Raw genomic sequence first — 12,426 nt, forward strand, 5'->3', positions numbered from 1 at the left:
GGCCTGCCGCCAGCGTTCAATCTGAGCCATGATCAAACTCTTCAATTTAAAGTTTGATGCTCAAAGAATTAAACTGTTTATTCGTAATGAATTAACTGTTAGTCACTCTTTAAGACTTGATAATTTTTAGCGTCTTGCGACGTTAAGATATCAGTGCTTATGAGTGCCCACACAGATTGTCTGATAAATTGTTAAAGAGCAGTGCGACCCGGCATTCTGCCTGCTGTCGCGAGGTGGCGTATATTACGCTTTCCTCTTTCAGAGTCAACCCAATTTTTCAGGATTTTTTCTCTTTATCTTCCCGGCTTACTGCACTCAGTGAAGCGTGCCGCCGTGTCGATGGAGGCGCATTATAGGGAGTTCAGATTTTGCTGCAATAGAAAATTTGCATAAAAAAGACTGAGTGCTGCATTCCCCAGCAAAACCCGGATTTATACCTGCTTATCAACAGAGTTATCCACAATCATTGTTGATGAGGAAATTTTGCGAGCGTCACGCAAACGTTTTCGCTACAATGCACCCGCGTTTTCGCAGACCCACTTTATGAAGGCTGTCAGTCCTGCTTTTCTTTATTAGATGTATTAATCGCAGTACATATAGATAGAACAAAGCAGCACTCACACTCTTCTGCAATTGCAATAAACTGAAATCCAGGGGATTGATCACCATGCAACAACCTCGTCCTGTACGCCGTGCTCTTCTCAGCGTGTCTGATAAAGCCGGGATCGTCGAATTTGCCCAGGCCCTTTCTCAACGTGGCGTTGAACTGCTCTCCACAGGTGGCACTGCCCGCTTGCTGGCTGATGCAGGCCTGCCGGTAACCGAAGTTTCTGATTACACCGGTTTCCCGGAAATGATGGATGGACGAGTGAAAACGCTGCACCCGAAAGTGCATGGGGGCATTCTTGGCCGTCGTGGGCAGGATGACGCTATTATGGCAGAGCATGCTATTTCTCCTATTGATATGGTCGTCGTGAACCTTTACCCGTTTGCCCAGACCGTTGCCCGTGAAGGCTGCTCACTGGAAGACGCTGTTGAAAATATCGATATTGGTGGCCCTACCATGGTTCGCTCCGCCGCCAAGAACCATAAAGATGTCGCGATTGTGGTTAACAGCAATGACTACACCACTATTGTTACTGAAATGGATGCCAACAACGGTTCACTGACTTTTGAAACCCGCTTCGACCTGGCAATTAAAGCATTCGAGCATACCGCTGCCTATGACAGCATGATTGCCAACTACTTCGGCACCATGGTGGCGCCATACCACGGTGAAACAGACAAACCTTCTGGCCGCTTCCCCCGCACTCTGAATCTGAACTTTGTGAAAAAACAGGATATGCGTTATGGGGAAAACAGCCATCAGCAGGCTGCTTTCTATATAGAGAGCCAGGTAACAGAAGCTTCCGTGGCAACTGCTGAGCAGGTTCAGGGCAAGGCTCTGTCTTATAATAACATTGCCGATACTGACGCTGCCCTTGAGTGTGTGAAAGAGTTCAACGAGCCCGCATGTGTGATTGTTAAACACGCCAACCCCTGTGGCGTAGCAATCGGTGACGATATTCTTGCTGCTTACGAGCGCGCCTGGAAAACCGACCCGACCTCCGCTTTTGGCGGCATTATTGCGTTCAACCGCGAGCTGGACGAGAAGACAGCTCAGGCCATCATATCCCGCCAGTTTGTTGAGGTCATTATTGCCCCTTCAGCAACCGCTGAAGCACTGAGAGTCACTGCTGCCAAACAAAACGTGCGCGTACTGGTCTGCGGTCAGTGGCAGGCTCGGGTGCCAGGCCTTGATTTTAAACGCGTCAACGGTGGCTTACTGGTGCAGGACCGCGACCTGGGTATGGTAGGTGAAAGCGAGTTACGTGTTGTCACGAAACGCCAGCCTTCTGCCGAAGAGCTGCGTGATGCCCTGTTCTGCTGGAAAGTAGCCAAATTTGTGAAATCCAACGCCATTGTGTACGCCAAAGAAAATATGACTATTGGTATTGGCGCCGGGCAAATGAGCCGTGTTTACTCTGCCAAAATTGCTGGTATCAAAGCCGAAGACGAAGGACTGGAAGTAAAAGGTTCGGCCATGGCATCTGATGCGTTTTTCCCGTTCCGCGATGGCATTGATGCGGCGGCAGCAGTAGGCGTTACCTGTGTTATCCAACCAGGAGGTTCCATTCGCGACGAAGAAGTTATTGCCGCCGCCGATGAACACGGTATTGCTATGATCTTCACTGGTATGCGTCACTTCCGCCATTAATTCAGGAGCACCGCATGAAAGTATTAATTATTGGTAATGGTGGGCGCGAGCATGCGCTGGCATGGAAAGCAGCACAGTCCCCCCAGGTAGACACCGTATTTGTCGCACCGGGTAATGCAGGAACCGCACTCGAACCGGCTTTACAGAATGTGGATATCAATGTAACGGATATCCCGGCACTGCTGAGCTTTGCGCAAAACGAAAAAATTGACCTGACAATTGTCGGCCCGGAAGCACCGCTGGTGATTGGTGTGGTTGATGCCTTCCAGGCTGCTGGCCTGACGATTTTTGGCCCCACCAAAGGTGCCGCGCAACTGGAAGGCTCCAAAGCGTTCACTAAAGATTTTCTGGCACGGCACCATATCCCAACCGCCGAATACCAGAATTTCACTGAGGTGGAGCCTGCGCTGGCTTATGTCCGTGAAAAAGGCGCCCCTATTGTTATCAAGGCCGATGGTCTGGCTGCCGGTAAAGGCGTGATTGTGGCGATGACGCTGGAAGAAGCGGAAGCGGCCATTCAGGATATGCTGGCAGGCAATGCTTTTGGTGATGCCGGCCACCGGGTGGTGGTTGAAGAGTTTTTGGATGGTGAAGAAGCCAGCTTTATTGTGATGGTGGATGGCGAGCACGTATTGCCGATGGCCACCAGCCAGGATCACAAACGTGTTGGTGATGGTGATTCCGGCCCGAATACCGGTGGTATGGGTGCTTATTCCCCGGCTCCGGTAGTTACAGATGAAGTGTTCAACCGCACCATGGAACGCATCATTTGGCCAACCGTGAAAGGTATGGCGGCAGAAGGCAACACCTATGTAGGCTTTTTATATGCCGGGCTGATGATTGATAAGCAGGGTAACCCGAAAGTTATCGAGTTCAACTGTCGTTTCGGCGACCCGGAAACACAGCCGATTATGTTACGCATGAAATCCGATTTGGTTGCATTGTGCCAGGCTGCCTGCGAAGGCGTGCTGGATAAGCAAACTTCTGAGTGGGATGAACGAGCCGCTCTCGGTGTGGTGATTGCTGCAGGCGGTTACCCGGGCAGCTACAACACTGGAGATGTTATCCACGGCCTGCCACTGGAATCTGCTACAGATGCGAAAGTGTTCCACGCCGGGACTCGCCTGGATGCCCAGGAAAACGTCGTTACTAACGGCGGGCGTGTATTATGCGCGACTGCACTGGGCGACACGGTGGCTCAGGCGCAGGCAAATGCCTATGCGTTGATGAAACCCATTCACTGGGAAGGCAGCTTTAGCCGCTCAGACATAGGTTACCGCGCCATTGAGCGTGAACAAAACTAAGCACTGCAAAACGTACAGGCCACCTTCGGGTGGCTTTTTTTTTGCCAGACGGGCTGGAAGGTTGAATCACTACAACCAGTGCTAGAATGTATCGGCTTTGGGTTGCCAGCTACAGAAGTCACTATTGGCGACAAGCAGTAGTTGGGTGCCTTCTGGCGCAGAGAGCCAGGCAACACTCACCGGCTTCGCAGAACGCCGCTGACGGTCCTGAATATAGGACAGGAAAAAAGAATCAAACTCAGGACGTGAAACGTGGCCTTCACAAGTTGTGATGCTTTCATTCTGGTTCCAATGCCCCTGATGCAATACGACTTTACCGGTACGTAATGCATCACTGGTTTTGCGGATACGGGTAGCATTGTACTGCTCAAGCGCTATTTGTTCGTTAGAGAGCTGCTGCTTCATGCCATTTACTTCACGTTGCATGAAACTAAGCGCACCATTGGCGTCAAAGCGCACGGTGATCGTTTGTGGTGCATCGCCTTCAGTTTTCAGTACCATGGAGACCAGTTTATCTCCCTGCCAGCGATAGTCATTTACTGCTGTATTGCCATTGTGCCATGGACTAAAAACACTCAACAGATGAACAGAGCCATTCTCACTATCTTTACGCCAGATACGCACGGCACCGCCTTCATCAATATAACCACTGGCGGTAAACGGCGGTAAAGCATGTCTATGGGAACTGCATCCCACCAGCACTCCTCCCGCTAACAATAAGCAGGACAGCCGCCAGAATGACAAAAGGGGCGTTACCGCCCCTCTGATAAAACTGTTCACTGGAGGAGTACGATTATTTAACCGCGTCTTTCAGTGCTTTGCCGGATACAAACGCAGGAACGTTTGCAGCTGCGATTTTGATTTCTTTACCCGTTTGCGGGTTGCGGCCAGTGCGCTCAGCACGGTGGTTCACTTTGAAGGTACCGAAACCAACCAGTTGTACAGTATCGCCTTCTTTCAGAGACTCAGTAATCGCAGCCAGAGTGGATTCCAGAGCAGCTTTCGCTTGTACTTTTGACAGTTCAGCCTTGTCCGCAATTACATCAATCAGTTGAGTCTTGTTCATAAGTTATCCTTACAATGTGTTTATCGCTTGCTAAGCATCGAGTGCGATGGAAATGCCTGTTAAGCACTCTCCTGCATACACGCACCGATAGCCACTTTTTTTCGCCCCACAAATGTAGACCAGACAAGGGGCTGATGGGAAGCCTCCAGGTGCGACAAATCAGACACCGGGAGGGGTTTTCTTGTCTTATTGCTGAAAATTTATACCGATATTGCTAATACCCGCTTCCCGGAGGTCTGTACGCAACCCTTTGATCAGATCAACATCGCGTTCTTCGCAATCTGCCAACAGGCGAAAAATCTCCCATTGGATGTCCCATTCTTGTTCAACTGCAGGGTTATCTTTTAACTCTTCATCGGTCATTTCCCGACCAGACTGAGTCATTTCTAACATGCACACTGATGTGATAGAGGTTTTGCTTACCTCGATAGCTTTCTCGAGGGTTTCGCCTCCCAGCAGAGCATGTAACAAATCACTTAACGCCACACAGGCATCTATTGCCGGATAAACGCCGTAGATGTCAAAATCATCCGCAGATGGAATCGCGTCTTCAAACTTCTCCAGTTGAGAGTCGAAGTTAACCTTCGCGTCTTTTACCGTCAATGTCTCCCAGACCAAATCCAGAATCCGCCGATACAGTTGCCCGTTACCAAACTCAGTTTGCTGGCAAAACATGGCATAATTGGGGTACATCCGCTCACACAGGCAGGCCATAAAAGTAACATGCTGCCAGCTCTGGAGTTTTTCCAGACGCAGGTGAATTGGGTTTTGTAACATAGTGAAGTCTCAACAGTCGATATTGGGCGCAGTTTACTCTACCTGGCGCATTTTTTCTTGCCAGCGTATAAATGCCGGGCGACGGGATGCGACAGCATCAGCCCAGCGTGTCGGTTCAGGCAGGCGGTAACCTCGTGTACAGCGTTGTACCCACGCAAGCGCGGTGTCCGGGTGAACCCTGTGCCCAGGAGAAATAAACAAAGGCAGGCAGCGCAGCTTACTGCGCCACACCCAGCCCAAAGAGCGCTCTGAGGACAGCAACGGTGCAACTCCGTCATGCGCCAGCCGCTCGCTGTCTGATGTGCCATACAGGCGCTTTTTCGCCACGCCAATTGTTGGGGTATCGACCAGTAAACCAAAATGGCTGGCGACACCGAACTGGCGTGGATGAGCAATCCCCTGCCCATCGACAAAAAGTAAATCAGGTTGCCGGGATAACTTCTCCCACGCAGCCACTAGCGCCGGGCATTCGCGAAAAGAGAGGTAACCAGGGATATACGGGAATTCCGTTGGAATACGGGCAACCTGGTATTCTACCAGCGTTAAACCGGGCCAGGAGAGCAGAACCAGTGCGGCACGGGTCACAGTACCCTGTTGTTCAAACCCAACATCAGCACCACCAATGAGCTGCGGTTCAGCAGGCACGCCGCAGTCTTCGGTTATCACCTGAGAGGCCAGCTGCTGTTGTTGCGCCCTGAGCGCCGCCAGGTCCATTACTTATGCCACTGAACAGAAAGCCGGTGTACAGCGTCAACAAACGCGCCTGCATGCTCTGGCGGGACATCCTGGTGAATACCGTGCCCAAGATTGAACACATGGCCTTCTCCATGACCAAACCCGGCCAGGATAGAGGCTACTTCCTCTTCGATACGAGCCGGGGGCGCATACAGCATCGATGGGTCCATATTACCTTGTAATGCTACTTTATGCCCCACCCGGCGCCGGGCATCCGCAATATCCGTTGTCCAGTCTATGCCCAGGGCATCGCACCCAGTTTCGGCCATCGCTTCCAGCCACTGCCCACCGCCTTTGGTAAACAATGTCACAGGCACACGGCGCCCTTCGTGTTCACGAATCAGTCCGGCAACAATTTGCTGCATATAATTCAGGGAAAACGCCTGATAATCTCGCCCACTCAGTACACCACCCCAGGTATCAAAAATCATCACAGATTGCGCACCGGCCCGAATTTGAGCATTGAGGTAGAGCGTCACGCTTTCTGCCAGTTTGCCCAGCAGCGTATGTAAGGTCTGAGGCTCGGCAAACAGCATTTTTTTGATAACCGTAAAAGCTTTGCTGCTGCCACCTTCAACCATGTAAGTCGCCAGCGTCCACGGGCTACCAGAGAACCCGATCAGCGGTACCTGCCCGGCCAGTTCACGGCGGATAGTGCGCACTGCATTCATGACATAGCCCAGTTCCATTTCCGGATCAGGAACCGGTAATTTTTCCACGTCGGCCTTGCTGCGCACGGGTAACGTGAAGCGTGGTCCTTCCCCTGCTTCAAAATAGAGCCCCAGCCCCATCGCATCCGGAATGGTCAAAATATCGGAGAACAGAATTGCGGCATCCAGAGCGTAACGGCGCAGGGGTTGCAATGTTACCTCACAGGCAAGTTCAGCATTCTTGCACAGCGCCATAAAATCCCCTGCTTGTGCGCGAGTCGCTTTATATTCCGGTAAATACCGGCCCGCCTGGCGCATCATCCAGACAGGGGTAACATCAACCGGCTGGCGTAACAGGGCTCGCAAATAACGATCATTTTTCAGGTCAGTCATGGGGTTCCTTCTGTGCGCTGATTCACCCGCAGTCAGGGTAGAGAAAACAATAGAAATAGGGTGCTGAGTGTACCATGTTATTCATACTCAGCCCGACATAAGGCAACAGTATCTTCTATTAACCGCCGTGCGACAGTCCCCGGAGGTGGGAGCAGAGGAAGCTGGTCATAGCGATACCAGTTAGCATCAAGTAGCTCTGACGGGTCGATTTTGATATCACCACTGTGGTAATCCGCCATGTATGCCATCATCAACGATTGTGGGAAAGGCCAGGGCTGAGAACTGATATAACGCAAATTTTTCACGCGAATGCTGCTTTCTTCCATAACTTCACGGGCTACAGCCTGCTCGAGCGTTTCTCCTACCTCCACGAAACCCGCCAGTACGGTGTAGACTCCGTTTTTGTGCCGGTTATGGCGTGCCAGCAAAATATGGTCATCGCGGCGAATCGCCACGATAATGCAGGGCGCAATTTGCGGGTAATAACGCTCGTGGCAGTGGCTGCACAACATCGCCCATTCAGTTTTGCTGGGGTACATTTCTGCGCCACAATAGCCACAATACTTGTGAGAACGGTAAAACTCAGCCAGTTGGACACCCCGGCCGGCTAACTGAAACAGCCCACTTTCTTTGTCGAGAAGTTGCCTGACAGAAGCCATTCCTGTAGGGAAGTTATGTTGAACCAGCCAGACTGGAAGGGAATCCCATAAACCAATTTGCATTGCAGGTAAACCATCCAACTGGTACTGCTCCGCACGCCCGCAGGGTAACTCCCCTTGCGGCAGCCATAATTTTTGCTCATGGCTGACAACCCACCAGCCTTCATCGGTTTTTTCTACAATGTATTTCATATTTTCTTGCACAACCTCTGTGTCACTGGCATGTTGGTTTACATAATAGCTACATTCAGATGGTTCAGAGTTTTATCTGATACTCAAAATAATTCGAGTTGCAGGCAAGCACTGCTTAGGTACCTGCAAATTGAAGCATGACGAGTATATAACTCATGGAGATGCTCAAACATGCTAAACCAACTGGAAGATCTGACAGCCCGTGTTGGTGGTAGTAATACATTAGTTGACAGTTGGCTGAATACCCGCAGGCAACTGCTGATTGCTTATTACCGGTTAGTCGGGCTCAAGCCTAAAAAAAGCGCCCATTCCGCCATTGATGAAAAAGCGCTGGACGATTTTTGCCAGGGTCTGGTGGACTACCTCTCAGCATGCCACTTTAGTCTTTATGAGCGCATCATTCGAGAGGTGGAAGGGACCAGTACCGCAAAATCTGTCGCACAGCTCTATCCCCGGTTAGAAGCCAATACGCAGTCTATTATGCATTTTTACGATACCAGTCTGGAAACCGCCATTGATCACGATAACTGGCAGGAGTTTCAGCAGGCTTTATCCGGGATAGGTGAAGCACTTGAAGCGCGTTTTACCCTTGAAGACAAGCTGCTTATCCAGCTGTGTAAAAACGATTTACAGAATACCGAACCGGACAACGCCACATCCCGCCCTGCTTGAGTTTTATTCTGTGAACGAGTAAGTTAGTCCTAATACATTATCGCGAAAGCGATGTTTTTCTTGTCGGAGTGCCCAGTGTGAAAACACGGGCTGAGACCGTTAATTCGGGATCCGCGGAACCTGATCAGGTTAAGACCTGCGAAGGGAACAAGAGTACTCTCCCTGCATTACGCTTATTTTCTGGCGTTATTGCGTCTTTGCTACTCCTGTCCGTCGTTCTGACAAGCCACTTCCTGACCAACAAACTGGAATGCGCTATGTCCGTACAAAAAACACCAACCCGCCGTGAGCAACGCGATGCTGCTCAGCAATTTATCAATACTCTGGAAGGCTCTGCTTTCCCTGCATCAAAACGGGTATATCTGGCTGGCAGCCGCCCGGATATTCAGGTGCCCATGCGTGAAATACAAATGAGCCCAACCGTGACTGGCGGTACACGGGAAAACCCTGAACTAACGCCAAATGACCCAATACCGGTTTATGACACTTCCGGTCCTTATGGCGACCCGGACAAGTCAATTGATGTACTTCAGGGACTGCCCAAATGCCGCCAGCCCTGGATTGATGCCCGAGAAGATACCCAGCAACTGCGCAACAGTTCATCGTCCTGGACGCTGGCACGCCAGGAAGACGAAGGGCTGGAAGAATTACGTTTCAAGGGCGTTCAGCCGCCACGCAGGGCCATAAAAGGGCATTGCGTTACACAGTTACACTACGCCCGTAAAGGAATTATCACCCCGGAGATGGAGTTTATTGCACTGCGGGAAAATATGGGCCGCGAACGGATTCGCGATAGCGTGTTACGCCACCAGCACCCGGGGCACAGCTTTGGCGCCCATCTCCCTGAAAATATCACCCCCGAGTTTGTTCGTGATGAAGTTGCTGCCGGGCGTGCAATTATTCCGGCAAACATTAACCACCCCGAATCTGAACCGATGATTATTGGTCGTAACTTTCTGGTTAAAGTAAATGCCAATATCGGTAACTCGGCGGTCAGTTCTTCCATTGAAGAAGAAGTGGAAAAACTGGTGTGGTCAACACGCTGGGGTGCCGACACAGTAATGGACTTATCAACGGGCCGCTATATTCATGAAACCCGTGAGTGGATCCTGCGCAACAGCCCGGTTCCCATTGGTACTGTTCCAATTTATCAGGCGCTGGAAAAGGTCAATGGTATTGCGGAAGACCTGACCTGGCCGCTATTCCGTGACACATTACTTGAACAGGCTGAGCAAGGCGTGGACTACTTCACTATCCATGCCGGAGTACTGTTACGTTATGTGCCAATGACCGCAGACCGCCTCACCGGGATTGTTTCTCGTGGTGGTTCGATTATGGCTAAATGGTGCCTCTCCCATCATCAGGAAAACTTCCTGTATCAGCATTTCCGTGAGATTTGTGAAATCTGCGCAGCCTATGATGTTGCTCTTTCTTTGGGTGATGGCCTGCGTCCCGGTTCCATTCAGGATGCGAACGATGAGGCACAATTCTCAGAATTACATACGCTTGGCGAACTGACCAAAATCGCCTGGGAATATGACGTGCAGGTGATGATTGAAGGCCCCGGGCATGTGCCGATGCAGATGATTCAGCGCAATATGACAGAAGAGCTGGAGCACTGCCATGAAGCACCGTTTTATACCCTTGGTCCACTGACCACGGATATCGCACCGGGTTATGATCACTTCACATCAGGGATTGGCGCAGCCATGATTGGCTGGTTCGGCTGTGCCATGCTGTGTTATGTCACACCAAAAGAGCACCTTGGGCTTCCCAATAAAGAAGACGTAAAACAAGGGCTTATTACCTATAAAATTGCCGCTCATGCTGCCGACCTTGCCAAAGGTCATCCTGGTGCGCAGATTCGTGATAACGCTATGTCCAAAGCCCGTTTTGAGTTCCGTTGGGAAGACCAGTTCAACCTGGCCCTCGACCCGTTCACCGCACGAGCTTACCACGATGAAACCCTGCCTCAGGAATCTGGCAAAGTGGCGCACTTCTGTTCTATGTGCGGGCCAAAATTTTGTTCCATGAAAATCACCCAGGATGTGCGTGATTACGCGGCAAAACAACGCGCGGAAGGCATGGAAAACATGGCGCAGGATTTCCGCGCACGCGGCGGAGAGATTTATCTTCGCAAGGAGCAGGCATGATTTACCAACCTGATTTCCCACCTGTACCGGTCAGGTTGGGGTTATACCCCGTTGTTGACAGCATTACCTGGCTGGAACGCCTGCTGGCTCTGGGTGTGAAAACGCTCCAGATTCGTATTAAAGATAAGCCTGAGCATGAAGTTGAGCAGGATATTATCCAGGCGATTAATCTTGGTCGGCGCTATGAAGCCCGCCTGTTTATCAACGATTACTGGCGGCTGGCGATTAAACACCGGGCGTGGGGGGTACATCTGGGACAGGAAGATCTGGATACCGCGAACCTGGGCGCAATTTGCGATGCCCGGATACGCCTGGGCGTTTCCACTCATGATGACGCTGAAATAGACCGGGCACTGTCTGTGCGCCCTTCTTACATTGCACTGGGGCATATTTTCCCCACGCAAACCAAGCAAATGCCTTCTGAGCCGCAAGGCCTGCAACAACTGGCTTCTCACGTTCACCGACTGCAAGGTTACCCAACAGTAGCAATAGGTGGAATAAGCCTGGCGCGGGCACCGGAGGTACTGGCTACCGGGGTGGGTAGCATTGCCGTGGTAAGCGCCATTACACAGGCACAAGACTGGCAGGCTGCAACCAGAGCATTACTTAATTTAGCGGGGAATGGCGATGAATGATCAGGATTTCATGCGTTACAGCCGCCATTTACTGCTGGATGAAGTGGGCCTCGACGGTCAGCAGGCTCTGAGCAAGTCTTGTGTCGCGATTGTTGGATTAGGCGGACTGGGCTCACCAGCCGCTCATTACCTGGCAGGAGCCGGGGTAGGCCAGTTAATTCTTGCTGACGGCGATGTCGTTCACATCAGTAACCTGCATCGCCAGACACTGTACACACAGCAGGATCTTGGCCGCATTAAGGCACATGTGGCCGTTGAAAAACTGGCTCAGGTCAACCCGTCTGTCACGCTAACCTCCATCGACCAGTACCTTACACCGGAGATGCTAACCAGTGTGCTGGCTGATGCCGACCTGGTGCTTGATTGCAGTGACAATATGCCAACCCGCCAGGCAATCAATGCAGCCTGTGTGGCACTGAACAAGCCATTTATCACCGCCAGTGCCGTTGGGTTTGGCGGGCAAATGATGGTGCTGTCTCCACCATGGCAACAGGGTTGTTACCGTTGTTTATGGCCTGACGAGCACGAGCCAGAGCGAAATTGCCGTACTGCTGGTGTACTGGGACCTGTTGTTGGGTTACTGGGTGTCAGCCAGGCGCTGGAAGCACTGAAGTGGCTGGCTGGAGTCACCAACCAGGCCGGGACTTTGTCTCTGTTTGATGCCAAAACCAATCTGTGGCGTGCCATCCGACTTCAGCCATCGCCTCACTGCCCGGTGTGTGGAGGGCAACATGCAAATTCAGTTTAATGACCATCCGGTAAGTTGTGCTGAAAACACCACGGTGGTGCAGTTATTGTCTTCTTTCCACCAACTGAAGCCCGGCACCGCACTGGCGCTAAACCAGACAATCCTGCCACGCGAACACTGGGATACCCACATTCTACAGCCAGGCGATGACCTGTTGCTGTTTGAAGTCATTGCCGGAGGCTGAC

At 51.4% G+C, this 12,426-nt stretch carries 13 protein-coding genes and 1 riboswitch; of the genes, 7 read left to right on the top strand and 6 right to left on the bottom strand.

All coding sequences use genetic code 11. The features are described 5' to 3' along the window. The first annotated feature begins 667 nt into the window (after window positions 1-667). Window positions 668-2,257 (top strand): bifunctional phosphoribosylaminoimidazolecarboxamide formyltransferase/IMP cyclohydrolase, encoded by a 1,590-nt coding sequence (gene purH / locus A9B99_RS09925; RefSeq protein ID WP_064597100.1) that lies wholly within the window; start codon window positions 668-670, stop codon window positions 2,255-2,257. A 14-nt stretch (window positions 2,258-2,271) separates the two neighbouring features. After that, window positions 2,272-3,561 (top strand): phosphoribosylamine--glycine ligase, encoded by a 1,290-nt coding sequence (gene purD / locus A9B99_RS09930; protein WP_064597103.1) that lies wholly within the window; start codon window positions 2,272-2,274, stop codon window positions 3,559-3,561. Between the two features lie 81 nt (window positions 3,562-3,642). Here purD and A9B99_RS09935 read toward each other — a convergent pair whose 3' ends face one another. The 6 genes from A9B99_RS09935 to nudC all read right to left on the bottom strand — a co-directional run bounded on the left by A9B99_RS09935 (window position 3,643) and on the right by nudC (window position 8,033). Next, window positions 3,643-4,341: a DUF1481 domain-containing protein gene (locus A9B99_RS09935; protein WP_064597106.1), complete on the bottom strand. Its 699-nt coding sequence runs from the start codon at window positions 4,339-4,341 to the stop codon at window positions 3,643-3,645. Window positions 4,342-4,354: 13 nt separating this feature from the next. Next, the gene (gene hupA, locus A9B99_RS09940) at window positions 4,355-4,627 is read right to left on the bottom strand and encodes a nucleoid-associated protein HU-alpha (RefSeq protein WP_064597109.1); all 273 of its coding nucleotides are present in this window, start codon (window positions 4,625-4,627) and stop codon (window positions 4,355-4,357) included. Between the two features lie 186 nt (window positions 4,628-4,813). Further along, window positions 4,814-5,404 (bottom strand): YjaG family protein, encoded by a 591-nt coding sequence (locus tag A9B99_RS09945; RefSeq protein WP_064597115.1) that lies wholly within the window; start codon window positions 5,402-5,404, stop codon window positions 4,814-4,816. Between the two features lie 33 nt (window positions 5,405-5,437). Further along, window positions 5,438-6,118, bottom strand: a complete 681-nt coding sequence (nfi, locus tag A9B99_RS09950; protein WP_064597118.1) for a deoxyribonuclease V — start codon at window positions 6,116-6,118, stop codon at window positions 5,438-5,440. After that, entirely contained in the window at window positions 6,118-7,182 is a 1,065-nt protein-coding gene (hemE, locus tag A9B99_RS09955) for a uroporphyrinogen decarboxylase (RefSeq protein ID WP_064597121.1), read from the bottom strand. Before hemE ends, nfi begins: the two co-directional genes overlap by 1 nt. A gap of 77 nt (window positions 7,183-7,259) precedes the next feature. Further along, window positions 7,260-8,033: an NAD(+) diphosphatase gene (nudC, locus tag A9B99_RS09960; RefSeq protein WP_064597124.1), complete on the bottom strand. Its 774-nt coding sequence runs from the start codon at window positions 8,031-8,033 to the stop codon at window positions 7,260-7,262. A gap of 171 nt (window positions 8,034-8,204) precedes the next feature. Here nudC and A9B99_RS09965 point away from each other — a divergent pair, with 171 nt between their 5' ends. The 5 genes from A9B99_RS09965 to thiS all read left to right on the top strand — a co-directional run bounded on the left by A9B99_RS09965 (window position 8,205) and on the right by thiS (window position 12,425). Further along, the gene (locus tag A9B99_RS09965; RefSeq protein WP_064597127.1) at window positions 8,205-8,705 is read left to right on the top strand and encodes an Rsd/AlgQ family anti-sigma factor; all 501 of its coding nucleotides are present in this window, start codon (window positions 8,205-8,207) and stop codon (window positions 8,703-8,705) included. A gap of 54 nt (window positions 8,706-8,759) precedes the next feature. Next, a riboswitch (TPP riboswitch) is annotated at window positions 8,760-8,869 on the top strand. Between the two features lie 93 nt (window positions 8,870-8,962). Next, entirely contained in the window at window positions 8,963-10,858 is a 1,896-nt protein-coding gene (thiC, locus tag A9B99_RS09970) for a phosphomethylpyrimidine synthase ThiC (RefSeq protein WP_064597130.1), read from the top strand. After that, on the top strand, window positions 10,858-11,493 hold the full coding sequence (gene thiE / locus A9B99_RS09975) for a thiamine phosphate synthase (RefSeq protein ID WP_064597160.1): 636 nt from the start codon (window positions 10,858-10,860) through the stop codon (window positions 11,491-11,493). Before thiC ends, thiE begins: the two co-directional genes overlap by 1 nt. After that, window positions 11,486-12,241 carry a HesA/MoeB/ThiF family protein gene (locus A9B99_RS09980; protein WP_064597132.1) on the top strand — a complete coding sequence of 252 codons (756 nt, stop codon included), beginning with the start codon at window positions 11,486-11,488 and terminating at the stop codon, window positions 12,239-12,241. Before thiE ends, A9B99_RS09980 begins: the two co-directional genes overlap by 8 nt. Then, the gene (gene thiS, locus A9B99_RS09985) at window positions 12,225-12,425 is read left to right on the top strand and encodes a sulfur carrier protein ThiS (RefSeq protein ID WP_064597135.1); all 201 of its coding nucleotides are present in this window, start codon (window positions 12,225-12,227) and stop codon (window positions 12,423-12,425) included. The genes A9B99_RS09980 and thiS overlap by 17 nt, the downstream gene beginning before the upstream one ends. Window position 12,426 lies beyond the last annotated feature (1 nt).

The sequence above is a fragment of the Mangrovibacter phragmitis genome (assembly GCF_001655675.1).
Classification (GTDB): domain Bacteria; phylum Pseudomonadota; class Gammaproteobacteria; order Enterobacterales; family Enterobacteriaceae; genus Mangrovibacter; species Mangrovibacter phragmitis.

Excerpts from the sequence above, each read along its gene's own strand:
- A9B99_RS09980 (WP_064597132.1), top strand. The coding sequence starts at position 11,486 with ATGAATGATCAGGATTTCATGCGTTACAGCCGCCATTTACTGCTGGAT.
- purD (WP_064597103.1), top strand. The coding sequence starts at position 2,272 with ATGAAAGTATTAATTATTGGTAATGGTGGGCGCGAGCATGCGCTGGCA.
- nfi (WP_064597118.1), bottom strand. The coding sequence starts at position 6,118 with ATGGACCTGGCGGCGCTCAGGGCGCAACAACAGCAGCTGGCCTCTCAG.
- hemE (WP_064597121.1), bottom strand. The coding sequence starts at position 7,182 with ATGACTGACCTGAAAAATGATCGTTATTTGCGAGCCCTGTTACGCCAG.
- A9B99_RS09965 (WP_064597127.1), top strand. The coding sequence starts at position 8,205 with ATGCTAAACCAACTGGAAGATCTGACAGCCCGTGTTGGTGGTAGTAAT.
- purH (WP_064597100.1), top strand. The coding sequence starts at position 668 with ATGCAACAACCTCGTCCTGTACGCCGTGCTCTTCTCAGCGTGTCTGAT.
- thiC (WP_064597130.1), top strand. The coding sequence starts at position 8,963 with ATGTCCGTACAAAAAACACCAACCCGCCGTGAGCAACGCGATGCTGCT.
- nudC (WP_064597124.1), bottom strand. The coding sequence starts at position 8,033 with ATGAAATACATTGTAGAAAAAACCGATGAAGGCTGGTGGGTTGTCAGC.
- hupA (WP_064597109.1), bottom strand. The coding sequence starts at position 4,627 with ATGAACAAGACTCAACTGATTGATGTAATTGCGGACAAGGCTGAACTG.
- thiS (WP_064597135.1), top strand. The coding sequence starts at position 12,225 with ATGCAAATTCAGTTTAATGACCATCCGGTAAGTTGTGCTGAAAACACC.
- A9B99_RS09945 (WP_064597115.1), bottom strand. The coding sequence starts at position 5,404 with ATGTTACAAAACCCAATTCACCTGCGTCTGGAAAAACTCCAGAGCTGG.